Below are 24,443 nucleotides of genomic sequence, written 5' to 3'. Positions count from 1 at the left end.
CGAACGACGCCTGAGCTGGACGCCCGATGAACTTTCGCACCATTCTGATTCTTGGCGCCTTGAGCGCTTTCGGTCCCTTGGCGATCGACTTCTACCTGCCCGCCTTTCCGGCGATGGCCACCGCCTTCGGTACTGACGAAAAACACATCCAGTTGACCCTGGCGGCCTATTTCCTCGGCTTGTCCATCGGGCAACTGGCCTATGGGCCGGTGGCGGATCGCTTCGGGCGGCGCATCCCGCTGCTGACGGGCGTCGGCTTGTTCACCCTGGCGTCCCTGGCCTGCGCCTATGCGCCGAACCTCGAATGGCTGATCGGTGCCCGCTTCGTCCAGGCCTTGGGCGGATGCGCCGGGATGGTGATTTCCCGGGCGGTGGTCAGCGACAAATGCGACGCGGTGGGTTCGGCCAAGGTGTTTTCGCAACTGATGCTGGTGATGGGCCTGGCGCCGATTCTCGCGCCGATGCTCGGTGGGCTGTTGGTGAACCTGCATGGCTGGCAATCGATCTTCATTGCCCTGACCGTGTTCAGTGCGCTGGCGTCGACGGCCGTGGCCCTGTGGCTGCCGGAAAGCCTGCCGGATCATGTCCCTCGACAACCCTTGTCGGGCGCCTTGCGCCAGTACGGTCGGTTATTGACCGATTCCGTCTACCTCGGCCATGCGCTGACGGGGGGCATCGCTATCGCCGGGATGTTTGCCTACATCGCCGGTTCGCCTTTTGTCTTCATCAAGCTCTATGGTGTACCGGCTGAACATTTCGGTTGGCTGTTCGGCACCAACGCGGCGGGCTTCATCCTGGTCGCCCAGGTCAACGCCCGGCTGCTGTCCAAGCGCGGCCCGGCGTTCCTGCTGAGCCGCGCGGTATGGGTCTACCTGGGCGCGGGGCTGAGCCTGCTGGCCGTCAGTTCATTGCAACCTGCGCAGTTGTGGCCGCTGCTGGTTCCACTGTTTATCTGCATCGCCAGCTTGGGTTGCATCCTGCCCAATGCCTCGGCCTGCGCCATGAACGGGCAGGGCGCCCGGGCCGGCAGTGCTTCGGCGATGTTGGGATGCCTGCAGTTTTCCGTCGCCGCCGGGGCAGCCGCGTTGGTGGCGGCGCTGCATAACGGCACCGCCGTGCCAATGGCGCTGGTCATCAGCCTTTGCGGGCTGTTGGTGGTGAGCGCGGCGATGCTGACTCGTCGCCTGCAAAATGCCCGGGCATTGGCCCAGGCCAGTCGCGAGGGCTGACTCAGCCGGCCGCGCGCTGCTGCTGTTCGGGGAAATGATGGGGCGCGAGGATCCGCGCCTGCAAGGTTGTGGCGAAAGCCTGGGCTTCGGCCTCGGTACGGAAGGTGACGACGTGCCGGTCAAGACGCACTTGCCATTGGTTTTTTGCCACTTCTTTTATCAGGATCTTCATTGCTGACCTCCTCACGAAAAGATTACGTTGCAAAGGCCTCGAGTGTAGACCCGAATACGATCGGAGTTGTGACAACGGTCAATTCTCGGACTGACGGCATGGGTTTTGTGGGAGCAAAGCTTGCTCGCGAGAAAGGGTGACGCGGTTTTATAGAGAACCGCGGCGCCTCCATCGCGAGCAAGCTGTGCTCCCACAAGCGCCAGGCCATCATCGTGTCTGTCTTGGGTCAGAAGCCTTCAAGCACAATCTTGCCCTTGGACTGGCCGCTTTCCAGCAAGGCGTGGGCCCGGCGCAGGTTCTCGGCGTTGATGGTGCCGAAATGCTCGCCCACCGTGGTCTTCAGTGTGCCGGCGTCGATCAGCGCGGCCACGCGGTTGAGCAGTTTGTGTTGTTCAAGCATGTCGGCCGTTTCGAACAGCGAGCGGGTGTACATGAATTCCCAATGCAACGACAGGCTCTTGCGCTTGAGCTTGGTCACGTCCAGCGCCTTGGGATCGTCGATCAGTGCCAGTTTGCCCTGGGGGGCGAGGGCTTCGACCAGTTGGTCCAGGTGCTGGTCGGTCTGGGTCAAGCTGGCGACGTGAGTCACCTGGGGCTGGCCTGCTTCCTTCAATGCTTCGCTCAAGGGGCGGCTGTGGTCGATCACCAGGTCGGCACCCAGGTTGCGCACCCATTCCTGGGTTTGCGCGCGGGACGCGGTGCCAATCACCTTCAGTCCGGTGAGTTGGCTGGCCAGTTGCGTCAGGATCGACCCCACGCCGCCGGCGGCACCGACGATCAACAGGCTCTGGTCCTGGTTGTCCTGGCCTTCCTGGATGTGCAGGCGCTCGAACAACAATTCCCAGGCGGTGATGGCCGTCAATGGCAGCGCTGCCGAGTCGGCGAAACCGAGGGTCTTGGGCATGTGGCCGACAATGCGTTCATCCACTACGTGCAATTCGCTGTTGCCACCGGCCCGGGCGATGGAACCGGCGTAGAACACCTTGTCCCCGGTTTTGAACAGCGTGACTTCGCTGCCCACCGCCTTGACCACGCCGGCCACGTCCCAGCCCAGCACCTTGGCGACGCCATCTTCGGGCTGGACGTTCTGGCGGACCTTGGTGTCCACCGGGTTGACCGAAATGGCCTTGACCTCCACCAGCAGGTCCCGGGGACCGGCGACGGGTTCCGGCAGCTCGATGTCCTGGAGCGATTGTGGGTCGGTGATGGGTAGCGAGTGGTAGTAGGCAATGGCTTTCATGAAGCGGCTCCGTGAGGTGAGTTTCGATGAAGTCCATGTTTAGCTATTTATAGTCGAGATAAAACCGGCTAAAACAACAGGCTCTTTCAATACTTTTTTGATAATGGGCGCGTGATGCTTCGCTTCGATGACTTGCAATTGTTTGTCCGGGCAGCGGACCTGGGCAGTCTTTCGGCCGCGGCCAGGGTCATGGACCTGTCGGCGGCGGTGGCCAGTGCCGCGTTGAAACGGATCGAGCAGCACCTCGGCGCCCGGCTGTTGGCCCGCTCTACCCGCAGCTTGCGCCTGACGGCCGAAGGCGAGGGTTTTCTCGAATATGCCCGGGCCGCACTGAGCAGCCTTGACGAAGGCCGGCGCTTGTTGACCAGCGGCCAGGACCAGGTCAGCGGGGTGTTGCAGTTGTCCGCGCCGTCGGACCTGGGACGCAACCTGCTGTTGCCCTGGCTGGATGCGTTCCAGCGCGAGCATCCCGGGCTGACGGTGCGACTGCTACTGGGCGATCGCATCGCCGACCTGTTCAAGCAGCCGGTGGACATCGCCCTGCGTTATGGCGAGCCGGAAGATTCGAGCCTGGTGGCCTTGCCTGTCGCCCCGGACAACCATCGAGTGCTGTGCGCGTCACCGGATTATCTGGCTCGCCAGGGCGAACCTCATCAACTGGAACAACTGGCCCAACACAACTGCCTGTTGTACATGCTGGGCAGCCGGGTCCATGACCGATGGGCTTTTCATGACGGCAAGCGGGAGGTGAGCCTCACCGTCAGTGGCGACCGTTTCAGTGACGACGCCGACGTGGTGCGCCGCTGGGCGGTGGCGGGGGCCGGGATCGCCTATAAATCGTGGCTGGATGTGTCCACCGACGTGCTGGCCGGGCGCTTGAAAATCCTCTTGCCGCACCTGCAATGCGAACGCGCGCCCCTCAATCTGCTGTGTGCCCACCGGGCGCAATTGAGCAAACCCATCAATCTTCTGCGGGACATGCTCCAGGCTCGCTGCGGTGAGTTGACGACTCGATTTCCACTCCCAACGGGGGCCGGCCATTAGTCGCGCGCAAATAGAGACTTTTCCCTCATGAACAATCGCCTCCAAAGGTTTCCGGAGGACAGGAAAGCTCGATTGTCGCGCTTATACTAACGACCGCCTGCGCCAGAGCAGTAGACGAATGATTCAACAGGGAGTGAATACATGGAACATGCACCTTGCATCAGCCAGATCGCCACGCTGCTGGCTGACCCCAAGCGCAGCGCAATGATGTGGGCCTTGATGGACGGCACGGCCCGCCAGGCCGAAGAGTTGGCGTTGCTCGCCGGGTTGTCGCCGTCCTCGGCCAATGCGCATCTGGGGCGCTTGTCCGCCGGCGGCCTGTTGAAAGTCGAAGCCCGGGGTCGCAAGCGGTTTTTCCGCCTGGCCGCGCCTGAAATCGGCGCGGCCGTCGAAGCGCTGGCCAGCGCGACCCTGGTCAGTACGCCCCGGCAGATTCCGGATGTCTTCAAGCGCCGGGTCATGCCGACCAAGGCCCCGTCGGCCCCCGCTTCGTTGATGCGGGCCAGGCTGTGCGACGATCACTTGGGGGGAACCCTGGCGGCCGATCTCTACCAGCGCCTGCTCGACGCAGGGTGGATCGAGCAGTTCGAACAACGGGTGATCGTCACGCACAAGGGCGCCAATCAACTGGCCGAGCGTGGCCTGTTCATCCAGGCCCTGGCCCATCGCAACGCCCGTGTCGCCTGCCCTTGCCCGGACTGGAGCGAGCGTCGTCCGCATCTGGGTGGCGCACTGGGGGCAGCGGTGCTGCAACTGTTCATGCAGTCGGGTTGGCTGACTTTGCCCAACGATTCGCGGGCCTTGCAGGTGACGACGCTCGGCCAGCAGGAAATCCACCGGTTCGCCCGGCAGGATGCCGTAGAGATGGCGCTCTAGGGAACTCGCCTGGCGCGTCGCTCAGGGCTGTCGACAGGTCGTATTCAGCAATAGCCGCCTGCAAGGTTCGCGCACACTCGGTCCGGGGAATTTTTCGGATTGGGGAGACGGCAGCATGGACACTCACGGTTACAGCGCGGCGGAACGCCTGGAGCGGTTGCCCATCAGCGGGTATCACCGGGTGATTTTCATCATCATCGCCCTGGCGTTTTTCTTCGACTCCATGGACCTGGCGATGATGACGTTCCTGCTGGGCTCGATCAAAGCCGAGTTCGGTCTGAGCACTGCCCAGGCCGGTCTGCTCGCCAGCTCCAGCTTTTTCGGCATGGTGCTGGGTGCGTCGCTGTCGGGCATGCTGGCCGATCGTTTCGGGCGCAAGCCGGTGTTCCAGTGGAGCATCGTGTTGTGGGGCATCGCCAGTTACCTGTGCTCCACCGCCCAGGACGTCGAGACCTTGACGCTGTTTCGTATCCTGCTGGGGATCGGCATGGGCATGGAGTTTCCGATTGCCCAGTCGATGCTCTCGGAGTTGATCCCGGCCAAGCGTCGAGGGCGCTACATCGCCTTGATGGACGGCTTCTGGCCGCTGGGTTTCGTGGCGGCGGGGGTGCTGTCGTATTTTCTGCTGCCGGTGATCGGCTGGCGCGACATCTTCCTGGTGCTGGCGGTGCCGGCGGTGTTTGTCCTGGCGATTCGCTTCTTCATTCCCGAGTCGCCGCGCTGGCTGGAGCAGGCCGGACGGGGCGATGAAGCGGACGCGGTGCTCAAGCGAATCGAAGACAAGGTCCGGGCTTCACTGGGACGGCGTGAGCTGCCGGAGCCGATCCGCCTGCCGAGGGTCGAGAGCACACCGGGCAATTTCTTTTCGGCCCTGGCGCAGATCTGGTCGCCGCTGTATCGCCAGCGCACGATGATGATCTGGAGCGTCTGGTTCTTTGCCTTGCTCGGTTTTTATGGCCTGACGTCCTGGCTCAGCGCGTTGTTGCAGCAGTCGGGGTTCGCCGTGACCCAGTCGGTGTATTACACCGTGCTGATTTCCCTGGGCGGGATTCCCGGCTTCCTGATGGCGGCCTGGCTGGTGGAGCGTTGGGGGCGCAAGCCGGTGTGCATCATCACCTTGCTGGGCGGCGGGGTGATGGCGTTTCTGTATGGACAGAGCGCGGTGTTTGGCGGCAACGTCGGCCTGTTGATCGGCACCGGGTTGCTGATGCAGTTTTTCCTGTTTGGTATGTGGGCGGTGCTCTACACCTACACGCCGGAGCTGTACCCCACCTCGGCGCGGGCCACGGGTTCGGGCTTCGCTTCGGCGGTGGGTCGTATCGGTTCGCTGCTTGGCCCGCTGGTGACCGGGCTGGTGTTTCCCATCACCGGCCAGGGTGGCGTATTCGCCCTGGGTGCGTTGTGCTTCGCCGTGGCGGCGGGGGTGGTCTGGGTGTTCGGGATGGAAACCCGGGGCAAGACGCTGGAGGAGTTGAGTGAAGCGACCGCTGCCGACTAAACACAATCCCCCTTGTGGGAGCGAGCTTGCTCGCGATAGCGGTCCGGCATGCAACATCGATGTCGACTGATGCACCGCCATCGCGAGCAAGCTCGCTCCCACAATTGGATCTGTGTCCAACCGTGGATTTGCAGGCGATAAAAAAACTGTGGGAGCGAGCTTGCTCGCGATAGCGGTCCGGCATTCAACATTGATGTCGACTGATGTACCGCCATCGCGAGCAAGCTCGCTCCCACAGGGTTGATTGTCTGGCCTAAGGTTTTACTAGCCGCGCATCCAGGCTGTTCTGTGCCAGGCGCTTGGCCTGGTCCTGGGTCATGCCCAGGTGGGTGTGCAGGGCATGGAAGTTTTCGGTGACGTAGCCGCCGAAGTAGGCCGGGTCATCGGAGTTCACCGTCACCTTCACTCCGCGTTCGAGCATGTCGAGGATGTTGTGCTGCGACATGTCGTCGAACACGCACAGCTTGGTGTTGGACAGTGGGCATACGGTCAATGGAATCTGCTCGTCGATGATCCGCTGCATCAGTCGCTCATCTTCGATGGCTCGCACGCCATGGTCGATACGCTGGATCTTCAGCAGGTCCAGGGCTTCCCAGATGTACTCGGGCGGGCCCTCTTCGCCGGCGTGGGCGACGGTCAGGAAGCCTTCGTTGCGCGCGCGGTCGAAGACTCGCTGGAACTTGCTCGGTGGATGGCCCATCTCCGAACTGTCCAGGCCCACGGCTACGAAGGCCTCGCGGAACGGCAGCGCCTGGTCGAGGGTTTTCTCGGCTTGTTCTTCACTCAGGTGGCGCAGGAAACTCAGGATCAGGCCGCTGGTGATGCCCAGTTGCTGCTCACCGTCCTTGAGGGCGGCGGCGATGCCGTTGAGCACCACTTCGAACGGGATGCCACGGTCTGTGTGGGTTTGCGGGTCGAAGAACGGTTCGGTGTGGATCACGTTCTGCGCCTTGCAGCGCAACAGGTAGGCCCAGGTCAGGTCGTAGAAATCCTGGGAGGTGCGCAGCACATCGGCACCCTGGTAATACAGGTCGAGGAATTCCTGGAGGTTGTTGAAGGCATAGGCCTTGCGCAGGGTGTCGACGTCGTTCCATGGCAGAGCGATCTTGTTGCGTTCGGCCAGGGCGAACAGCAGCTCGGGTTCCAGGGAGCCTTCCAGGTGCAGGTGCAGTTCAGCCTTGGGCAGGGCGTTCAGCCAGTCGTACATGGTCTTTTCTCATCAGCGAAGCGATGGCGGGCATTCTACAGGGGGCTGGCTGCCCTGTCGGGTAAAACCTGACCGGCTGATCCACTACACGGCGTGGGGCTCCCGTCGGTAAGCATAGGTGTCGGCGAAGCGCGAGAGCAGGAATTCGGCGCAGGTGGTGGTCGGGTACTTTGGCGGGTGGGCGTCATCCTGGCAACCGGGCAGGCATTGGATCAGCGTATCGGGGTGCGGCTCGGCAAAGAATGGCATCGAATAACGGTCCACTCCCAGCGGGCTGATCACCCGATGCGGCGTGGACAGGTAACGGTCGTTACTCCAGCGCGCCATCATGTCGCCGAGGTTGACCACGAAGGTACCGTCGATAGGCGGCGCGTCGATCCACAGGCCGTTGACGTTGCGCACTTGCAGGCCGCCGGCGGCGTCCTGGTAGAGCAGGGTGATGCAACCGTAATCGGTATGAGCGCCGGCACCTTGCTGTTCGGCGCAACTGGCGGCATCGCGGGGTGGGTAATGGATCAGGCGCAGCACGCTCACCGGCTCGTTGAAGCGCGTATCGAAAAAGTCCCGTTCGATGCCCAGGGCCAGGGTCATTGCCCGCAGCAGGGTTTGCGCAAGCGCCTGCATGTCACGGTAATGCTGCTCCATCAGGGTTGCCCAACCGCTCAGGTCGGGGTGTCGGTTGGGGCCGCGCAGGGGTTTTTCCGCCAGCACCTCGGGGTGATCGGCCGGCAAATGCAGGCCCATGTCGAAGGTTTCCTTCAGGTCGCTGGGCTTGGTCGGGTCCAGTTGTTCCGTGGCGACGGCGCCGTAGCCGCGATGGTGACGGGTCTGGGTGATGTCGATCTTGAGCTTTTCTTCGACGGGCAGGGCGAAGAAGCGTTGAGCATTGCCCAGCACCTCGGCGATGCGCGCCGGGCTGATGGGGTGGCCCTTGATGTAGAAAAAGCCCCACTGGCGGCAGGCGCGGTCGATTTGCCCGGCGACGGCTTGCCAGGCGTCGGGTTCATCGCCGTAGAGCGGGCTGATGTCGATGATGGGCAGGCTGTTCATGCGGCTGTCCTGACTTGAAATAGGAGCCCCATGTGGGAGCGAGCTTGCTCGCGATCGCGGTGGGCCAGCCAATACAGATATTGAATGTCGGTCCGTAATCGCGAGCAAGCTCGCTCCCACAAAAGGTATTGAGGTGGGTTTGGGAGCTATTTGGGAATCTCGGCCTTCATGCCTTCGACGTAGTAATTCATCGACGCCAGTTCCGCGTTGCTGGCGCTCGCGCCCGCGGGGATTTTCTCGACGCCGGCCTGGTCCTTGATCGGGCCGGTGAACGGGTGGAAGGCGCCGCTCTCGATGTCGGCGATGATCTGCTCGGCTTCGCCCTTGACCGCTGCCGGCACCAGGTCGCTGATTGGCAGCTTCACCGTGCCCTCCTTCAGGCCGCCCCAGTAATCCTGGGATTTCCAGTTGTGGTCGAGCACGCTCTGGGTCGCCTGGATGTAATGCGGGCCCCAGTCGTTGACGATGGACGTCAGCACCGCCTTGGGTCCGAAGTGAGCCATGTCCGAAGCGTAGCCCACCGCATAGACGCCGCGTCGTTCGGCGGCCTGGATCGGCGCCGGGCTGTCGGTGTGCTGGAAGACCACGTCCACGCCCTGGTCGATCAGCGCGTTGGCGGCGTCGGCTTCCTTGCCCGGGTCGAACCAGGAGTTGACCCACACCACCTTGATCTCGGTACCGGGGTTGTATTTGTTCAGGGCCAGTTGGATGGCGTTGATGTCGCGGATGACTTCCGGGATCGGGAAGGAGGCGACGTAGCCGATCTTCTTGGTCTTGGTCATCTTGGCCGCGAGGAAACCGCCGACGTAGCGGCCTTCGTAGGTGCGGGCCAGGTACGTGCCCAAGTTCTTGTCCTGCTTGTAGCCGGTGGCGTGTTCGAAGATCACCTTGGGGAACTGCTTGGCGACTTTCAGCGTCGGGTTCATGTAGCCGAAGGAGGTGGTGAAGATCAGGTCGTATTGGTCCTTGGCCATGTTGCGGATCACCCGCTCGGCGTCGGCCCCCTCCGGCACGTTTTCCACGTAGTTGGTGGTGATCCGCTCACCGAATTTCGCCGCCAGCTCCTTGCGTCCTTGTTCATGCTGATAGGTCCAGCCGTGGTCGCCGATCGGGCCGATGTAGACGAAGCCGACCTTCAGCGGGTCGGCGGCACTGGCATTCAGGCCGGCGCCCAGGCCGACGGCTGCGACGACGGCGCAAAGCAACTGCTTCAAGGGGCGTTTGTGCATGAACTCGAACTCCATTTTGTTGTGAGGTTGGCTGTGCAGCATCAATGCAAAATGCTGACCAACAAGACAACAAATGTTCGACGTCTTGATGCCGCCATCGCGGGCAAGCCTTGCTCCCACAGGTATCGCGGCGCACTTGTGGGAGCAAGGCTTGCTCCTACAGGTATCGCGGGCGCACTTGTGGGAGCAAGGCTTGCCCGCGATGAGGCCCTTGAGAACAATAAAGGTGCGCCCTGCCTGCAAACGCCACCCTCTGGTGCATCACACCGAACGAAACGTTCGCCGCCCCCTACAGTCAGTAACTCATGACCCCGCTCACAGTGACAGGCCCGCGATGCTCACGCTGATCAAGCAAGAAAAACTGCTGTTGCTGGCGCTGGTCGCCGCCTGTATGGCCTATCCGCTAGAGCACTGGTTGCTGGGCAACGGGCAAGGGGTGGCATTGATCGGCGGCCTGGTGCTGATCGGCTTCATTGTCGCCGCCTCCATGCGCGTGGCCCATCACGCCGAGCTGTTGGCGGAAAAGGTCGGTGATCCCTACGGCACGATGATCCTGACCCTGTCGGCGGTGCTGGTGGAAGTGGTGATCCTGGCGATCATGATGAGCAACGAAGCGTCGTCGACCCTGGTGCGGGACACGATCTACTCGGCGGTGATGCTCGACATCAACGGCATCCTCGGGCTGGCGGCGCTGATGGGCGGGATCAAGCATGGCGAGCAGGCCTACAACGACGATTCGGCGCGCACCTACAGCGTGATGATTCTTACGGCCATGGGCGTGTCGATGGTGGTGCCGGAGTTCATTCCCCAGCAGAACTGGAAAATGTATTCGGCCTTCACCATCGGCGCGATGATCGTGCTGTACACCCTGTTCCTGCGCATGCAGGTCGGGCCCCACAGTTATTTCTTCAGCTATAGCTACCCGGAAAAACGCCGCAAGAAAGAGCCGGTGGAAAACGAGCCGGAACCCATCAGCCTGACGCTTTCCATCGGCGCACTGGTGTTTGGCGTGGTGGTGATCGGCGCCCTCGCCGAAGTCATGTCCAAGGCCCTCGACCTGGGCCTGGAAGGCTCGGGCGCACCGCCGGTGGTCACGGCGATCCTGGTGGCCGCGATCTCCGCCGCACCGGAAATCCTCACCGCCCTGCGCGCCGCCCTGGCGAACCGCATGCAGTCGGTGGTGAACATTGCATTGGGCGCTTCGCTGTCCACCGTGATCCTCACCGTACCGGTGATGGAGGCCATGGCCCTCTACACCGGCCAGCCCTTCCAGATGGCCATGACCCCGGTGCAGACGGTGATGATCTTCATCACCCTGATCGTTAGCGCGATCAACCTCAATGATGGTGAAACCAATGCCATCGAAGGCATGACCCACTTTGTGTTGTTCGCGACGTTTATCATGTTGTCCCTGCTGGGCCTCTAGGCCCAATACAGCATCCATTGTGGGAGCGAGCTTGCTCGCGATGGCGGCCAGCCATTCAACATCAATGTTGACTGATCTGGCGCTATCGCGAGCAAGCTCGCTCCCACAGGGGATTTGGGTTGGATCAGGCGCCGGCGATCAATTCCCGCGCCGCCTGGCTGTGATCGGCAATCAGCCCCTTCAAATCCAACCCCTCGACCTGCCCGTCGATCACTCGCCATTGCCCACCGATCATCACCCGATCCGCCCGGTCCGCACCGCACAGCAATAGGGCCGAGATCGGGTCGTGGCTGCCGGAGAAACGCAGTTCATCGAGCTTGAACAGCGCCAGGTCGGCCTGCTTGCCCACGGCCAGTTCGCCGATATCGCTGCGCCCGAGCAGTTGCGCCGAGCCACGGGTCGCCCAGCCCAGTACGCGTTCTGGCGTGATCGCTTGCGCGCCATAGCGCAGACGCTGGATGTACAACGCCTGGCGGGTTTCGAGGATCATGTTCGAGGCATCGTTGGACGCCGAGCCGTCTACCCCCAGGCCTATGGGGGCGCCAGCGGCGGTGAGCTCCAGGGTCGGGCAGATGCCAGAGGCCAGGCGCATGTTGGAACTGGGGCAATGGCAAATGCCGGTGCCAGCGGCACCGAGACGAGCGATTTCATCCGGGTTGAAATGAATGCCGTGGGCCAGCCAGGTGCGCGGGCCGAGCCAGCCGACGCTGTCCAGGTAATCCACGGTGCGCAGGCCGAAGCGTTGCAGGCAGAAGGCCTCTTCATCGAGAGTCTCGGCCAGGTGCGTGTGCAGGCGTACATCGAGTCGCTCCGCCAGCTCGGCGCTGGCTTGCATGATCTCGGGCGTGACCGAAAACGGTGAGCAGGGCGCCAGGGCAATCTGGATCCGGGCGCCGTCACCGCGCTCGTGGTACTCGGCGATCAAGCGCTGGCTGTCGGCGAGAATCACCTCGCCCTGCTGCACGGTCTGCTGCGGCGGCAAGCCTCCGTCGGCCTCGCCCAGGCTCATGGAACCGCGGGTCAGCATCGCGCGCATGCCCAGCTCACGGACACTTTGCACTTGCATGTCGATGGCCTGTTCCAGGCCTTGGGGGAACAGGTAATGGTGGTCGGCCGCCGTGGTGCAGCCCGACAGCAGCAATTCGGCCAAGGCCACTTTGCTCGCCAGGGCGAGTTTTTCCGGGGTCAGCCGCGCCCACACCGGATAGAGGGTCTTCAGCCACGGGAACAACGGCTGGTTCACCACTGGCGCCCAGGCGCGGGTCAGGGTCTGGTAGAAGTGATGATGGGTGTTGATCAACCCCGGCAGGATCACATGCTCGCGCGCGTCGAAGATGTGGTCGCAGGGCTGGGCGGGTTGTTGGCCGGCGCTCAGCAGTTCGACGATCACATCGTCCTGCAGGACGAGACCGCCACGGGCATCGAGGTCGTTGGCGGTGAAAATGGCGAGGGGATTTTTTAACCAGGTACGGGTCGCAGGCATGGTGGCCGGCTCCTCTGAAAGTGGGTTCAGGTTAGCCAGCTCAGTGATGCCCTGTCTGCTGATCCAGGGTCGCCCGTTGGGTGGGCGAGGGTGGAGTTTACTCAGGTTGCCGGGCGCAGATCCAGTGTCAGGCCGAGAACCCTGTGGGAGCGAGCTTGCTCGCGATAGCGGTAGATCAGTCGACATCCATGTTGGATGTAAGGCCACCATCGCGAGCAAGCTCGCTCCCACAGAGGAAAGATGGGGTTACCAGGGAATCGTTTCGCCCTTGTAGTTGACGAAGTGATGCCCACCCTTGCCGGCGAAGGCATTGACCTGGTCGATCAGCCCGCGGGTACTGGTCTCGACATCGATGTCCGCCCCTTCACCGCCCATGTCCGTCTTGACCCAACCCGGGTGCAGCGACAGCACGGTCAATGCCTGCTCGCCCAGTTGGCTGACGAAGCTGTTGGTCATGGAATTGAGCGCCGCCTTGCTGGCCTTGTACAGCGCCAGTTCCGGCGCGTCGGGCATGGTCACGCTGCCCAGCACCGAACTCATGAACGCCAGCACGCCGCTGCCGTCGCGGATCTGGCCGACGAAGCGCTGGGCCAGGTTGATCGGCGCCACGGCGTTGGTGAAGAACAACTGGCCGACTTCCGCCAGCGTCGCGCCGCCTGGGTTCTGGTTGTCCGGGCCTTTGACGCCGGCATTGACGAACAGCAGGTCGAAGGTCTCGCCCTTGAGCTGCTGGCTCAGTGCGATGACGGCTTGCTGGTCGTCCATGTCGAGTTTTTCAATGCGCACCGGGCCCAGCGCCTTCAAAGCTTCTGCGTTCTGCGGGTTGCGCACGGTGGCGGTCACGTTCCAGCCATCGCTGAGCAGCGTCTTCACCAGACCGAGGCCCAGGCCCCGGGAGGCGCCGATGATCAATGCGTTTCTTGCCGAAGTCATGAGAGGCATCCTTGAAAGAAAAAGGTCACGGGTTTAATGGACAACGTTGCCCGAGCCGTTGTTTCAGCTCGTGGCGTAACGCGTCGAGTTCGGTCATGCGGGTTTCGATCAGGTTCAGTTTGTCTTGCAGCAATTGCGTTACCGCGCAGTCGGGGTCGGGGGCGTTCCACAGGGCGGCGACGCTGGCGCCGATCTCGCCCAGGGTAAAGCCCAGGCGCTGGGCGGTCTTGATATAGAGCACCAGTTGGACCACGTCGGCGGGGTAGTCGCGATAGCCATTGGCACTGCGCGTTGCCGCGATCAGGCCCCGCTGTTCGTAGAAGCGCAACGTGTCTCGACTGACGGCGCAGGCTTGGGCTAATTCACCGATACGCATGGACAACTCCGGAGGGCTTGACCTTGGAGCATACCCCAGGCTTTAGCCTTTTCGCTCCCCAATTATCTGGAGCAACGTGTATGTGGAGTTCGATGCAATATCGCCAGGTGGTGCGCGGCAGCGCCTGGTACGACCTTATCGTGTCGGCCGTGCTGGCCACGCCGTGGAGCTTTGCGGCGTTGCATGGTGTGTTGATGAGCCTGACTCAGCTATTTGACCTGCCTGGAGAACTGCCGCCGTTTGCGCCGGCACATATGCTGATGGTGAATTTGCTGGGCTCGATTGTCTGCGTGTGGGCGGTGCTGCGGATTCGTGATCCGCAACCGCTGTACGGACGGTATGACGCGGCGGGGCGGTTTCTGTTTGCGGCCTGGCAGTTGTATGCGCTGCTTCATGGGGCCAGTGCGGTGTTGTGGGTTTTCCTGTTTCTGGAGGTGGTGTGGGGCGTGGTTCAGGTGTTGCCTGTTCGGGCCTCATCGCGAGCAAGCTCGCTCCCACAGGGGGCCTGAGTCAAACCTGAGCTCAGTGTTCACCTGGGCTAGTGTGGGAGCGAGCTTGCTCGCGATAGGTGCGCCGCGGTCTATCTCAATGCCCCGCCTGCCAAGGCTGCCCCAGTGACACCGGCGCATACAGCCGGGTGCGCACGGCATCCCGGGACAGCAGCACCAGCACTACGATGGTCGCGGCGTAGGGCAGCATCGCCAGCAGACTCGATGGAATCGCCAGCCCCAAGCCCTGGGCCACCAGGTGCAGGATGCTGGCGAGGCCGAACAGGTAGGCACCCAACAGCAGGCGCCACACTCGCCAACTGGCGAATACCACCAGGGCCAGGGCGATCCAGCCACGGCCGGCGCTCATGTTCTCGGCCCACATCGGCGTGTAGGCCAACGACAGATAGGCGCCGGCCAACCCGGCCATGGCACCGCCAAACAATACCGCCAGGGTCCGCACCCGCAACACCGGCAGGCCCATGGCGCTGGCGGCATCGGGGTTCTCGCCAACGGCCTGGATGATCAATCCGGTGCGGCTTTTCATGAGCACCCACGCCACCAGCGCAAACAGTGCGAAGGACAGGTAAACCAGGAGATCCTGGGCAAACAGCATCCGTCCTATCAAGGGGATGTCACTCAGGTAGGGAATAGCCAGCGGCTCGAATCCCGCCAGCGGTTTGCCGACCCAGGCCGCGCCGACAAAACTCGACAGGCCCACCCCGAAAATCGTCAGCGCCAGCCCGGTGGCCACCTGATTGGCGTTGAACACCAGTGCCACCAGCGCGAACAATGCCGACAACAGCATCCCGGCAGCCATCGCCAGCAGCACGCCGAGCCAGAGGTTGCCGCTGTTGAACGCGACGATAAAACCGATCACCGCGCCGAACAGCATCATGCCTTCCTGGCCCAGGTTGAGGACGCCGCTTTTTTCGCAGACCAATTCACCCAGGGCCACCAGCAGCAGGGGTGTGCCGCAGCGGACCATGGCGTAGAAAATATTGCTCAACAGGTCGATATCCATCACAGGGCTCCTGCCTGTACCGCAGTGCTTCGGGCGCGCCGGGTCCAGCGCAGGTTCAGGCGTGGCCGGTAGAGGATCAGCACGTCGCAGGCCAACAGGAAAAACAGCATCATCCCCTGGAACAACTGGGTAATCGCCTGGGGCAGGTTCAACGACATCTGCGCGCTCTCGCCGCCGATGTACAGCAACGCCATCAACAGGCTGGCAAACAGAATGCCGATGGGATTGAGCCGTCCCAGGAATGCCACGGTAATCGCCGCATAGCCGTAGCCCGGCGACACCTGCGGCACCAGTTGGCCGATCGGCCCGGTCACTTCGCAGACGCCGGCCAGCCCGGCCAGCGCACCGCTGATCAACAGCGCCAGCCACACCAGCGGCTTCTGGCGAAAGCCGGCGAAACCGGCGGCGCGGGCGTCGAGGCCCAGCACCTTGATCTGAAAACCGACGAAGCTTTTCTGCAGCAAGACCCACACCGCCACCAAGGCCAGCAGGGCGAAGTACAGCCCGGCATGGACCCGGCCATCCTCCAGCAGCAATGGCAGGCGACTGGCCTCGCCGAACATCGCCGACTCCGGGAAGTTGAAACCCGCCGGGTCTTTCAACGGCCCGTGAACGCAAAACAGCAGCAGGTTCAGGGCGATGTAATTGAGCATGATGCTGGTCAGGATTTCGTTGGCATTGAAACGCGTGCGCAGCCACGCCGTGAGTCCGGCCCAAGCCGCCCCTGCCAGGGTGCCGGTCAGCAGGATCAGCACCAATGCCCAGCGGCTTTGCACGCCGATGATGTTCACTGCCAAGGCACTGCCGGCCAGGGCGCCCAGCAGCAGTTGGCCTTCGGCGCCGATGTTCCAGATCCGCGCCTGATAGGCCACTGCCAGACCGAGGGCGCAGAGCAGGATCGGCAAGGTCTTGACCAGCCACTCGGACACGCCGTACAGGTCGCTGATCGGGGCGATCAACAGGGTGTACAGCGTTTGCAACGGGTCATGCCCCAGGGTGATGAACAGCAGCGAGCCGCAGCCCAGGGTCAACACGGCGGCCAGTAGCGGCGAGCACCAGAGCATCGGGCGCGATTGCTGGCCGCGGGGTTCGAGAGAAAGCAGCATGTGGAACTCCGTTATACCGGTGCGGGGGCAGGGGATTGAGGGGCGTCGAACTGGCCGGCCATCCAGCCGCCGACGTCGCTGAGCCGGGTCTCGCCTGTGGGGCGCAAGGCTGACAGGCGCCCGCCGCACAAGGCGCCGAGGCGGTCGCTGATCTGGAACAGTTCGTCGAGGTCTTCGGAGATCACCAGAATGGCCGCGCCCGCATCGCGCAGGGCGATCAGGGCGCGATGGATGGTCGCCGCGGCCCCGACGTCCACGCCCCAGGTCGGGTGCGCGGCCACCAGCAGTTTTGGCTGTTGGAGGATTTCCCGGCCAAGAATGAATTTCTGCAAATTGCCTCCCGAAAGGCTGCGTGCCGGGGTTCGGGTGTCAGGTGTCTTTACGCCAAAGCGACGGATGATTTCCTCGGCCAGGTGTTCGACCTGGCGGCGTCGAATCAGCCCATGACTGACCAGGCCCTGTTGGAAAGCGCTGAGCAAGGCGTTATCTGCCAGGCTCAATTGCGGCACAGCGCCGTGGCCCAAGCGTTCGGCGGGGACAAATGCCAGGCCGAGTCGACGACGGGCATCGGGGCGCAGGTGCGCGACGGGTTGCCCGGCGAATCGGATCGTTTCGCCATGCTGGCGGGGCAGCTGCGTTTCTCCGCTGAGCAACGCCAGCCATTCGTCCTGGCCGTTGCCCGCCACCCCGGCGATGCCGACGATTTCGCCGCTGCAGACTTCAAGATCAATGTCCCTCAGCGAGCAGCCGAATGGGTCCGGGTTGTGCCAGGACAGCTTATTGATTTGCAGGAAGGCTTTGTCTGCGCTGACCTTGGGGTAGTCCGTGATCAGCCCGGCCGCTTCGCCGACCATCAGTTGTGCCAGCTCCCGGTCCGAGCAGTGCGCCGGGGTGCAATGCCCCGAAACCCGCCCGCCCCGCAGCACCGTGGCGCTGTGGCACAAGGCTCGCACTTCTCCGAGCTTGTGGCTGATAAACAAAATGCTGCAGCCCTCGCTCGCCAGGCGACGCAGGGTCACGAACAACTCTTCGGCTTCCACGGGCGTGAGCACCGAGGTCGGCTCATCAAGAATCAACAAACGAATGTCCTGCATCAGGCAGCGAATGATCTCTACCCGCTGGCGCTCGCCAATCGACAGGCTGTGAACCAGCCGCTGCGGTTCCAGCGCCATGCCGTAGCGTCGGGACACTTCGCGAATCCGGGGTTCCAGCTGTGCTGGCGAACCGGCCGTAGCGCCCATTGCCAGGGCAATGTTCTGCGCAACGGTGAGGGTTTCGAACAGCGAGAAATGCTGGAACACCATGCCGATGCCCAGGCTGCGGGCCTGGGCCGGGTTACGCAGGTTGACGCGCTGGCCTTGCCAGATCACTTCACCCGAATCGGCAGGGGTGACACCGTAGATAATCTTCATCAGGGTGCTTTTGCCCGCACCGTTTTCGCCGAGCAGGGCGTGGATTTCGCCGGGCTGGATGCTCAGGTCGATGGCGTCGTTGGCCAGGCAACCGGGGTAGCGTTTGCTGATCTTGCGCAGTTGCAGGCGCGCGATGGAGTCGGGGTTGGACATGACAGGTTCGGGCCGATGGACAGGAATGCCTGTGGATAAAGCAATTTCCTGGCCATAAGGTCAGGAAAATACCTTGGCCCTGTCACCAAGGCCTTCTGCATAAGGCTGGAGACCTGCAACAGGAAAATTCTGCACCGGGTTGGAGCGCGCACGTTTTATGCAGGCATCGGTTTGCCCTGAAATGGGTGGTTAAAAATTGAACAAACGACCGCGAGCCGTGACCTTCTTGGGGCGGGAGGAGCCATGAACGGGTTATCCACAGGTTGCTCCACAGTTATTGTGCGCAAGCTGGACAGTCGGGCATAAGCACTGCGAGGCTTTCTTCTAAAGGTGATAACCCCCTGCAAGCACTTGTTTTGCAGATGGATTTGTCGATTGGGCAGGACTTTGGACGAAAAATGAGCAACCCTCTGAAACCCGCATGACAGAAGGGTTACAGAGGAATGTGCTCAGGTTATCCACAGTCGGGTGCACAGTGGATGTGGGCAAGTTGAACGATTGCGCGATGCCCTGGAAGGTTGCAAGCCTGCGAACTCAACGCTCCAACAGGATCCGGCCACGGCTCAGGCCGGCCAGTTGCGCTTGCAAGGTTTCGATGTGAGCTTCACCCACGGCCAATTGCAGGTCTACGCCATTGGCGGTGAAGCGTTCTTCATTCACCAGCCCGCCGCACTCGGCGACGCGCAGTTTCACCAGGGGCAGTTCGGCGAACCCGCAGCTACAGTGCAGCGGCACACGGCTGATCAGTTCGATTTTTTCGGCGTTTTGCAGGCATTTGTTCGCACCGCCGCCGTAAGCCCGGGCGAGTCCACCCGTGCCCAGTTGAATTCCGCCGTACCAGCGAATCACCAGCACCACGACTTGATCGCAGGCCTGGGCTTCGATCGCGGCCAGGATCGGCCGCCCGGCGGTGCCACCTGGTTCGCCATCGTCGTTGCTGCGGTACTGGTCGCCGAGTTTCCAGGCCCAGCAATTGTGCGTGGCATCCAGGTCGCTGTGCTGCTCGATGAACGCTTGGGCATCGGCGGGGCTGGTGATGGGCGCGGCGAAGGTGATGAAGCGGCTTTTGCGAATTTCTTCGCGGTACTCGCAAAAACCGGCAAGGGTAAAGGGCATGGCGATCTTAAAGAGTGGGTGTCAGGCCGCAGCCCTTGAGAATGATGCGGATCAGGTTGTCACCCGCGTCGATCATGTCCTGCTTGGTCAACTTGCTGCGACCGGTCACGCGACAGATCTGGGTGGCGAAGTCGGCGTAATGCTGGGTGCTGCCCCACAACAGGAAAATAAGGTGCACCGGATCGATCGGGTCCATCTTGCCGGCGTCGATCCAGGCTTGGAACACGGCCGCACGACCATTGAACCAGGCGCGATAATCCTGGTTGAAATACTCGGTCAGGCATTCGCCACCGCTGATCACTTCCATGGCAAACAACCGCGATGCCTGGGGCTGGCGACGAGAGAACTCCATTTTGGCGCGGATATAGCGGGTCAAGGCTTCGGCCGGATCATCCTCGGCGGTGAGGGTATTGAAGGTGCTATCCCACAATTCGATGATGTTGCTCAACACCGCCACGTACAAGCCGAGTTTATTGGTGAAGTAATAATGCAGGTTCGCCTTGGGCAGCCCAGCCTTGAGGGCGATGGCATTCATGCTGGTACCTTTGAACCCGTGGCGAGCGAATTCATCTTCGGCAGCCTTGAGGATCGTCTCTTCGTTCTTTTGACGAATGCGACTGGTGGGCTTGCCACTGTGGGCTGGGACTTCAAAGGTCATGGGCGTTTCCGGGCTGGTCTGTGGGCAAGCAAATGCGTTGATAGCGCACCGGCATCAATCCGACAAGTGCCATCACACTAAAAAGACCTCCGCCGATGACCAGGCCAACCTCGACCAATGTGGGAGCGAGCTTGCTCGCGATAGCGGTTAGTCAGTCAATGGTGATGTGGATGACCTATCGCTATCGCGAGCAAGCTCGCTCCCACAAGGGGCAAATGGGATCAGCGGGTTGCCGCCAGGCTCTCGAGGAAACTCTCCAGCACCAGATGAGGCCGGCGACCTTTGCGCGTCACCGACGCCAGGCTCAAGTCATAGAACCGTGCCGCGGGTTTCAAGGCCCGCAACCGACCTTGCTGGACCCAGAGGTTGGCGTAGTGATCAGGCAGGTAACCGATGTAGCGCCCGGTGAGAATCAGGAACGCCATGCCTTCGCGGTCCGATGCACTCGCGGTGCAATTGAGCGCCTGGTAGTGGGCCTGGATCTCGGCCGGCAGACGGAACGTGGGGGCGATGGCGTCCTGGCTGTTGAGGCGAGTGTCTTCAAGCTGTTGGTCATCGACATAAAACAGCGGATGCCCGACCGCGCAGTACAGCAGCGACCGCTCGCTGTACAGCGGTTGATATTCCAGCCCGGACAGGGCACTGGCCTGGGGGACCACGCCGACATGCAAGCGCCCGTCGAGCACGCCTTGCTCGACTTCGTTGGGGGCGATCATGCGAATCTGGATCTGCACGTCGGGCCCGCGCTCTTTCAATTGCGCCAGGGCGTGGGTGATGCGCATGTGGGGCAGGGTGACCAGATTGTCGGTCAGGCCAATGGTCAACTCGCCGCGCAAGTGCTGGTGCAGGCCGTTGACCTCAGTGCGAAAACTTTCCAGTGCGCTCAATAGCTGCAACGCCGACTGATACACCTCGCGGCCTTCCTCGGTCAGGGAAAACCCTGCGCGCCCGCGTTGGCACAGACGCAAACCGAGGCGTTGTTCGAGATCGCTCATCTGCTGGCTGATGGCCGAGCGGCCGATGCCCAGCACCGTTTCCGCGGCGGAAAACCCACCACATTCCACGACGCTGCGGAAAATGCGCAGCAGGCGAATATCAAAGTCGCTGACCTGGGCCAGTGGATCGGGACGACGCGCGCTCATAGTTTAGTGATCCGCCGACTGAAGGTTACAAAAGTTGCATTTCATCGACTTTATCGCCGTGGCAACTTAGCTGCAAGAACGCTTTCGATTCCCTGTCGCTTATGACCTGCGAGGTTTTTGTCGATGAACATGCCCGAACACGCTGCCGGTTCCCTGGCCAGCCAGCTCAAGCTCGATGCCCACTGGATGCCTTACACCGCCAACCGTAATTTCCAGCGCGATCCGCGCCTGATCGTCGCCGCCGAAGGCAGTTGGTTGGTGGATGACAAGGGGCGCAAGGTGTACGACTCGCTGTCGGGGCTGTGGACATGCGGCGCCGGGCACACCCGCAAGGAAATCCAGGAGGCGGTCGCCAAGCAACTGGGCACCCTCGATTACTCGCCGGGGTTCCAGTACGGTCATCCGCTGTCGTTCCAGTTGGCGGAGAAAATCACCAGCCTGACCCCGGGCAATCTCAATCACGTGTTCTTCACCGATTCCGGCTCCGAGTGCGCCGATACCGCGGTGAAGATGGTCCGCGCCTACTGGCGTCTCAAGGGCCAGGCGACCAAGACCAAGATGATCGGCCGTGCCCGTGGCTATCACGGGGTGAACATCGCCGGCACCAGCCTCGGCGGCGTCAGCGGCAACCGCAAGTTGTTCGGCCAGGCGATGATGGATGTCGATCACTTGCCCCACACCTTGCTGGCCAGCAACGCCTATTCCCGTGGCATGCCGAAAGAGGGTGGCATCGCCTTGGCCGATGAGCTGCTGAAACTGATCGAACTGCACGATGCATCCAACATTGCCGCAGTGTTCGTCGAACCCATGGCTGGCTCGGCCGGCGTGCTGGTGCCGCCTGAGGGGTACCTCAAGCGCCTGCGGGAAATCTGCGACCAGCACAGCATTCTCTTGGTGTTCGACGAAGTGATCACCGGTTTCGGTCGCACCGGTTCGATGTTCGGTGCCGACAGCTTTGGCGTAACCCCGGACCTGATGTGCATCGCCAAGCAAGTCACCAATGGCGCGATCCCCATGGGCGCGGTGATTGCCAGCAGCGAGATCTACCAGACGTTCATGAACCAGCCGACGCCTGAGTACGCGGTGGAGTTCCCCCACGGCTACACCTATTCGGCGCACCCGGTGGCTTGCGCGGCTGGCCTGGCGGCGCTGGACCTGCTGCAAAAGGAAAACCTGGTGCAGAGCGTGGCCGAGATCGCCCCGCATTTCGAGAATGCGCTGCACGGTTTGAAGGGCGCGAAGAACGTCATCGACATTCGCAACTATGGCCTGGCCGGCGCGATCCAGATCGCCGGGCGCGATGGCGATGCCATCGTGCGTCCGTTCGAGGCCGGCATGGCGTTGTGGAAAGCCGGGTTCTATGTGCGGTTCGGCGGCGACACCCTGCAATTCGGGCCTACGTTCAACAGCAAGCCGCAGGACCTGGATCGCCTGTTCGACGCCGTCGGTGAAGTGCTGAACAAGCTCGACTGATGCGTCCCTCTCTATAGCTTTCGATAACGGGCGTCCGGTCACGGGCGCCTGTGGATAATTCCGGAGTCCCCCATGAGCCTCATCCCGCATTTGATCAATGGCGAACGGCTGAGCGACAGTGCTCGCACCGCCGATGTGTTCAACCCGTCCACTGGCCAGGCCATCCATAAGGTGCCGTTGGCTGATCGCGCGACCATCCAGCAGGCTATCGACGCCGCCAAGGCGGCTTTCCCGGCCTGGCGCAATACGCCGGCGGCCAAGCGTGCGCAGGTCATGTTCCGTTTCAAGCAATTGCTGGAGCAAAACGAGGCGCGCATCGCCCAGTTGATCAGCGAAGAACACGGCAAGACCTTGGAAGACGCGGCCGGTGAACTCAAGCGCGGTATCGAGAACGTCGAGTTTGCCTGTGCAGCGCCAGAAATCCTGAAAGGCGAATACAGCCGTAACGTAGGACCGAACATCGACGCCTGGTCAGACTTTCAACCCTTGGGCGTGGTGGCGGGCATCACACCGTTCAACTTCCCGGCGATGGTTCCGTTGTGGATGTATCCGCTGGCGATCGTCTGCGGTAACTGCTTCATTCTCAAACCGTCCGAGCGCGACCCGAGTTCGACGTTGCTGATCGCCCAGTTGCTGTTGGAAGCCGGTTTGCCCAAGGGCGTCTTGAGCGTGGTCCATGGCGACAAGGCCGCGGTGGACGCGCTGATCGAAGCGCCGGAAGTGAAGGCGCTGAGTTTTGTCGGTTCGACGCCGATTGCCGAATACATCTATGCCGAGGGCACTCGACGTGGCAAACGCGTCCAGGCACTGGGCGGGGCGAAGAACCATGCGGTGCTGATGCCGGATGCCGACTTGGACAATGCCGTCAGCGCGCTGATGGGCGCGGCGTACGGTTCGTGCGGCGAGCGTTGCATGGCGATTTCGGTGGCGGTGTGTGTCGGCGACCAGGTGGCGGATGCACTGGTGTCCAAGCTGGTGCCGCAGATCAAGGCGCTGAAGATCGGCGCCGGCACGTCTTGCGGGCTGGACATGGGGCCGTTGGTGACCGGTCAGCACCGGGACAAGGTCAGTGGCTATATAGAAGAAGGTGTGACGGCGGGTGCCTCGCTGATTGTCGATGGTCGCGGCTTGAGTGTGGCTGGGCATGAGGAGGGCTTCTTCCTCGGTGGCTGCCTGTTCGATCGTGTGACCCCCGAGATGCGCATCTATAAGGAAGAGATCTTTGGGCCGGTGCTGTGTATCGTCCGGGTCAACAGCCTGGAAGAGGCGATGCAACTGATCAATGATCACGAGTATGGCAACGGTACCTGCATCTTCACCCGCGATGGCGAAGCGGCGCGGTTGTTCTGCGACGAGATCGAAGTCGGCATGGTGGGCGTCAACGTTCCATTGCCCGTGCCTGTGGCCTATCACAGCTTTGGCGGTTGGAAGCGTTCGCTGTTCGGCGACCTGCACGCCTATGGCCCGGACGGCGTACGTTTCTATACCCGTCGCAAGGCGATTACCCAGCGCTGGCCGCAGCGTGCTAGCCATGAGGCTTCACAGTTCGCGTTCCCCAGCTTGTAGTCAGTCAGTGAAGAGGCCGGCGCCCTTGGCGCCGGCCTCTGTATTTACGGGGCTTTTTGACTGATGTGACAGAATTGTGAAAATAGGTGTTGACGGCAGATTCTGGAAGTCTATAATTCGCCCCACTTCCGGCGCAGTCGAAACGGAAAACTCCTTGAGATTCAACGAGTTAAGTAGGTTTCGAAAGTGCGGGGCTTCAGTTCATCGAGGCTCGGAAGGAGCAGATAGAGTGGTGTTGTTTGACTCTATATGCGGTTCGATCTTCTCGGTCGAAAGCGGTGAAAAAGAGGTGTTGACAGCAGCGAGTAACGCTGTAGAATTCGCCTCCCGCTAACGAGAGATCGGAAGCGCAAGTGGTTGAAGTTGAAAAGGAAACTTTGAAAACTTCTGAAAATAACCGCTTGACAGGTACACGGGGCGCTGTAGAATGCGCGCCTCGGTTGAGACGAAAGACTCAGCCAACCGCTCTTTAACAACTGAATCAAGCAATTCGTGTGGGTGCTTGTGGAGTCAGACTGCTAGTCAACAGATTATCAGCATCA

At 61.9% G+C, this 24,443-nt stretch carries 22 protein-coding genes; 8 read left to right on the top strand and 14 right to left on the bottom strand.

Annotated features, from left to right (window positions below):
* The first annotated feature begins 26 nt into the window (after positions 1 to 26).
* Positions 27 to 1,229: a multidrug effflux MFS transporter gene (locus tag AO356_RS08065; protein ID WP_060739322.1), complete on the top strand. Its 1,203-nt coding sequence runs from the start codon at positions 27 to 29 to the stop codon at positions 1,227 to 1,229.
* A gap of 1 nt (position 1,230) precedes the next feature.
* On the opposite strand, the gene AO356_RS32810 is transcribed toward AO356_RS08065, so the two are convergent.
* Complete coding sequence (locus AO356_RS32810; RefSeq protein ID WP_170842341.1) at positions 1,231 to 1,401, bottom strand: hypothetical protein; 171 nt, start codon at positions 1,399 to 1,401, stop codon at positions 1,231 to 1,233.
* A 226-nt stretch (positions 1,402 to 1,627) separates the two neighbouring features.
* Positions 1,628 to 2,641 carry a zinc-binding alcohol dehydrogenase family protein gene (locus AO356_RS08060; RefSeq protein ID WP_060739321.1) on the bottom strand — a complete coding sequence of 338 codons (1,014 nt, stop codon included), beginning with the start codon at positions 2,639 to 2,641 and terminating at the stop codon, positions 1,628 to 1,630.
* 114 nt (positions 2,642 to 2,755) lie between these two features.
* On the opposite strand from AO356_RS08060, the gene AO356_RS08055 reads away from it, so the two are divergent.
* The 3 genes from AO356_RS08055 (at position 2,756) to AO356_RS08045 (ending at position 6,059) form a co-directional block, all read left to right on the top strand.
* Positions 2,756 to 3,685, top strand: coding sequence for a LysR family transcriptional regulator (locus AO356_RS08055; RefSeq protein ID WP_060739320.1), 930 nt, complete (start codon positions 2,756 to 2,758; stop codon positions 3,683 to 3,685).
* A 141-nt stretch (positions 3,686 to 3,826) separates the two neighbouring features.
* Positions 3,827 to 4,561 carry an ArsR/SmtB family transcription factor gene (locus tag AO356_RS08050; RefSeq protein ID WP_060739319.1) on the top strand — a complete coding sequence of 245 codons (735 nt, stop codon included), beginning with the start codon at positions 3,827 to 3,829 and terminating at the stop codon, positions 4,559 to 4,561.
* A 115-nt stretch (positions 4,562 to 4,676) separates the two neighbouring features.
* Complete coding sequence (locus AO356_RS08045; protein ID WP_060739318.1) at positions 4,677 to 6,059, top strand: MFS transporter; 1,383 nt, start codon at positions 4,677 to 4,679, stop codon at positions 6,057 to 6,059.
* Between the two features lie 253 nt (positions 6,060 to 6,312).
* Here AO356_RS08045 and AO356_RS08040 read toward each other — a convergent pair whose 3' ends face one another.
* The 3 genes from AO356_RS08040 to AO356_RS08030 all read right to left on the bottom strand — a co-directional run bounded on the left by AO356_RS08040 (position 6,313) and on the right by AO356_RS08030 (position 9,545).
* Positions 6,313 to 7,266, bottom strand: a complete 954-nt coding sequence (locus AO356_RS08040) for an adenosine deaminase (protein WP_060739317.1) — start codon at positions 7,264 to 7,266, stop codon at positions 6,313 to 6,315.
* Between the two features lie 84 nt (positions 7,267 to 7,350).
* Positions 7,351 to 8,316 carry a 2-oxoglutarate and iron-dependent oxygenase domain-containing protein gene (locus AO356_RS08035; RefSeq protein ID WP_060739316.1) on the bottom strand — a complete coding sequence of 322 codons (966 nt, stop codon included), beginning with the start codon at positions 8,314 to 8,316 and terminating at the stop codon, positions 7,351 to 7,353.
* Between the two features lie 146 nt (positions 8,317 to 8,462).
* Entirely contained in the window at positions 8,463 to 9,545 is a 1,083-nt protein-coding gene (locus AO356_RS08030; protein ID WP_060743084.1) for a BMP family ABC transporter substrate-binding protein, read from the bottom strand.
* 334 nt (positions 9,546 to 9,879) lie between these two features.
* Between AO356_RS08030 and AO356_RS08025 the strand changes: the two genes are divergently transcribed.
* Positions 9,880 to 10,971, top strand: coding sequence for a calcium:proton antiporter (locus AO356_RS08025; protein ID WP_060739315.1), 1,092 nt, complete (start codon positions 9,880 to 9,882; stop codon positions 10,969 to 10,971).
* A 124-nt stretch (positions 10,972 to 11,095) separates the two neighbouring features.
* Here AO356_RS08025 and AO356_RS08020 read toward each other — a convergent pair whose 3' ends face one another.
* From AO356_RS08020 to AO356_RS08010, 3 genes are all read right to left on the bottom strand, one after another.
* Positions 11,096 to 12,454, bottom strand: a complete 1,359-nt coding sequence (locus AO356_RS08020; RefSeq protein ID WP_060739314.1) for an 8-oxoguanine deaminase — start codon at positions 12,452 to 12,454, stop codon at positions 11,096 to 11,098.
* 246 nt (positions 12,455 to 12,700) lie between these two features.
* The gene (locus AO356_RS08015) at positions 12,701 to 13,387 is read right to left on the bottom strand and encodes an SDR family oxidoreductase (protein WP_060739313.1); all 687 of its coding nucleotides are present in this window, start codon (positions 13,385 to 13,387) and stop codon (positions 12,701 to 12,703) included.
* 25 nt (positions 13,388 to 13,412) lie between these two features.
* Positions 13,413 to 13,763 (bottom strand): MerR family transcriptional regulator, encoded by a 351-nt coding sequence (locus AO356_RS08010; protein WP_053118143.1) that lies wholly within the window; start codon positions 13,761 to 13,763, stop codon positions 13,413 to 13,415.
* Between the two features lie 80 nt (positions 13,764 to 13,843).
* On the opposite strand from AO356_RS08010, the gene AO356_RS08005 reads away from it, so the two are divergent.
* Positions 13,844 to 14,272: a hypothetical protein gene (locus AO356_RS08005; RefSeq protein WP_060739312.1), complete on the top strand. Its 429-nt coding sequence runs from the start codon at positions 13,844 to 13,846 to the stop codon at positions 14,270 to 14,272.
* Positions 14,273 to 14,348: 76 nt separating this feature from the next.
* Here the strand turns inward: AO356_RS08005 and AO356_RS08000 are convergent, their stop codons facing one another.
* The 6 genes from AO356_RS08000 to AO356_RS07975 all read right to left on the bottom strand — a co-directional run bounded on the left by AO356_RS08000 (position 14,349) and on the right by AO356_RS07975 (position 20,862).
* Positions 14,349 to 15,275: an ABC transporter permease gene (locus AO356_RS08000; protein WP_060739311.1), complete on the bottom strand. Its 927-nt coding sequence runs from the start codon at positions 15,273 to 15,275 to the stop codon at positions 14,349 to 14,351.
* A complete protein-coding gene (locus AO356_RS07995; RefSeq protein ID WP_060739310.1) occupies positions 15,275 to 16,381 on the bottom strand; it encodes an ABC transporter permease in 1,107 nt (368 codons plus the stop codon). Before AO356_RS07995 ends, AO356_RS08000 begins: the two co-directional genes overlap by 1 nt.
* Positions 16,382 to 16,392: 11 nt before the next feature.
* Complete coding sequence (locus AO356_RS07990) at positions 16,393 to 17,946, bottom strand: ABC transporter ATP-binding protein (RefSeq protein WP_060739309.1); 1,554 nt, start codon at positions 17,944 to 17,946, stop codon at positions 16,393 to 16,395.
* Between the two features lie 534 nt (positions 17,947 to 18,480).
* A complete protein-coding gene (locus AO356_RS07985) occupies positions 18,481 to 19,062 on the bottom strand; it encodes an IMPACT family protein (protein WP_060739308.1) in 582 nt (193 codons plus the stop codon).
* Positions 19,063 to 19,069: 7 nt separating this feature from the next.
* Entirely contained in the window at positions 19,070 to 19,720 is a 651-nt protein-coding gene (locus tag AO356_RS07980; RefSeq protein ID WP_060739307.1) for a TetR/AcrR family transcriptional regulator, read from the bottom strand.
* Between the two features lie 221 nt (positions 19,721 to 19,941).
* Positions 19,942 to 20,862: a LysR family transcriptional regulator gene (locus AO356_RS07975; protein ID WP_060739306.1), complete on the bottom strand. Its 921-nt coding sequence runs from the start codon at positions 20,860 to 20,862 to the stop codon at positions 19,942 to 19,944.
* A gap of 123 nt (positions 20,863 to 20,985) precedes the next feature.
* On the opposite strand from AO356_RS07975, the gene AO356_RS07970 reads away from it, so the two are divergent.
* Positions 20,986 to 22,335, top strand: a complete 1,350-nt coding sequence (locus tag AO356_RS07970) for an aspartate aminotransferase family protein (RefSeq protein ID WP_060739305.1) — start codon at positions 20,986 to 20,988, stop codon at positions 22,333 to 22,335.
* A gap of 72 nt (positions 22,336 to 22,407) precedes the next feature.
* Positions 22,408 to 23,901, top strand: a complete 1,494-nt coding sequence (locus tag AO356_RS07965) for a CoA-acylating methylmalonate-semialdehyde dehydrogenase (RefSeq protein WP_060739304.1) — start codon at positions 22,408 to 22,410, stop codon at positions 23,899 to 23,901.
* Positions 23,902 to 24,443 lie beyond the last annotated feature (542 nt).

The organism is Pseudomonas fluorescens (assembly GCF_001307275.1).
Lineage (GTDB): Bacteria > Pseudomonadota > Gammaproteobacteria > Pseudomonadales > Pseudomonadaceae > Aquipseudomonas > Aquipseudomonas fluorescens_AA.
The sequence above is the reverse complement of the archived record's forward strand: the minus strand, read 5'-3'. Positions and strand labels throughout refer to the sequence as shown.

Excerpts from the sequence above, each read along its gene's own strand:
- AO356_RS08065 (WP_060739322.1), top strand. The coding sequence starts at position 27 with ATGAACTTTCGCACCATTCTGATTCTTGGCGCCTTGAGCGCTTTCGGT.
- AO356_RS32810 (WP_170842341.1), bottom strand. The coding sequence starts at position 1,401 with ATGAAGATCCTGATAAAAGAAGTGGCAAAAAACCAATGGCAAGTGCGT.
- AO356_RS08060 (WP_060739321.1), bottom strand. The coding sequence starts at position 2,641 with ATGAAAGCCATTGCCTACTACCACTCGCTACCCATCACCGACCCACAA.
- AO356_RS08055 (WP_060739320.1), top strand. The coding sequence starts at position 2,756 with ATGCTTCGCTTCGATGACTTGCAATTGTTTGTCCGGGCAGCGGACCTG.
- AO356_RS08050 (WP_060739319.1), top strand. The coding sequence starts at position 3,827 with ATGGAACATGCACCTTGCATCAGCCAGATCGCCACGCTGCTGGCTGAC.
- AO356_RS08045 (WP_060739318.1), top strand. The coding sequence starts at position 4,677 with ATGGACACTCACGGTTACAGCGCGGCGGAACGCCTGGAGCGGTTGCCC.
- AO356_RS08040 (WP_060739317.1), bottom strand. The coding sequence starts at position 7,266 with ATGTACGACTGGCTGAACGCCCTGCCCAAGGCTGAACTGCACCTGCAC.
- AO356_RS08035 (WP_060739316.1), bottom strand. The coding sequence starts at position 8,316 with ATGAACAGCCTGCCCATCATCGACATCAGCCCGCTCTACGGCGATGAA.
- AO356_RS08030 (WP_060743084.1), bottom strand. The coding sequence starts at position 9,545 with ATGCACAAACGCCCCTTGAAGCAGTTGCTTTGCGCCGTCGTCGCAGCC.
- AO356_RS08025 (WP_060739315.1), top strand. The coding sequence starts at position 9,880 with ATGCTCACGCTGATCAAGCAAGAAAAACTGCTGTTGCTGGCGCTGGTC.
- AO356_RS08020 (WP_060739314.1), bottom strand. The coding sequence starts at position 12,454 with ATGCCTGCGACCCGTACCTGGTTAAAAAATCCCCTCGCCATTTTCACC.
- AO356_RS08015 (WP_060739313.1), bottom strand. The coding sequence starts at position 13,387 with ATGACTTCGGCAAGAAACGCATTGATCATCGGCGCCTCCCGGGGCCTG.
- AO356_RS08010 (WP_053118143.1), bottom strand. The coding sequence starts at position 13,763 with ATGCGTATCGGTGAATTAGCCCAAGCCTGCGCCGTCAGTCGAGACACG.
- AO356_RS08005 (WP_060739312.1), top strand. The coding sequence starts at position 13,844 with ATGTGGAGTTCGATGCAATATCGCCAGGTGGTGCGCGGCAGCGCCTGG.
- AO356_RS08000 (WP_060739311.1), bottom strand. The coding sequence starts at position 15,275 with ATGGATATCGACCTGTTGAGCAATATTTTCTACGCCATGGTCCGCTGC.
- AO356_RS07995 (WP_060739310.1), bottom strand. The coding sequence starts at position 16,381 with ATGCTGCTTTCTCTCGAACCCCGCGGCCAGCAATCGCGCCCGATGCTC.
- AO356_RS07990 (WP_060739309.1), bottom strand. The coding sequence starts at position 17,946 with ATGTCCAACCCCGACTCCATCGCGCGCCTGCAACTGCGCAAGATCAGC.
- AO356_RS07985 (WP_060739308.1), bottom strand. The coding sequence starts at position 19,062 with ATGCCCTTTACCCTTGCCGGTTTTTGCGAGTACCGCGAAGAAATTCGC.
- AO356_RS07980 (WP_060739307.1), bottom strand. The coding sequence starts at position 19,720 with ATGACCTTTGAAGTCCCAGCCCACAGTGGCAAGCCCACCAGTCGCATT.
- AO356_RS07975 (WP_060739306.1), bottom strand. The coding sequence starts at position 20,862 with ATGAGCGCGCGTCGTCCCGATCCACTGGCCCAGGTCAGCGACTTTGAT.
- AO356_RS07970 (WP_060739305.1), top strand. The coding sequence starts at position 20,986 with ATGAACATGCCCGAACACGCTGCCGGTTCCCTGGCCAGCCAGCTCAAG.
- AO356_RS07965 (WP_060739304.1), top strand. The coding sequence starts at position 22,408 with ATGAGCCTCATCCCGCATTTGATCAATGGCGAACGGCTGAGCGACAGT.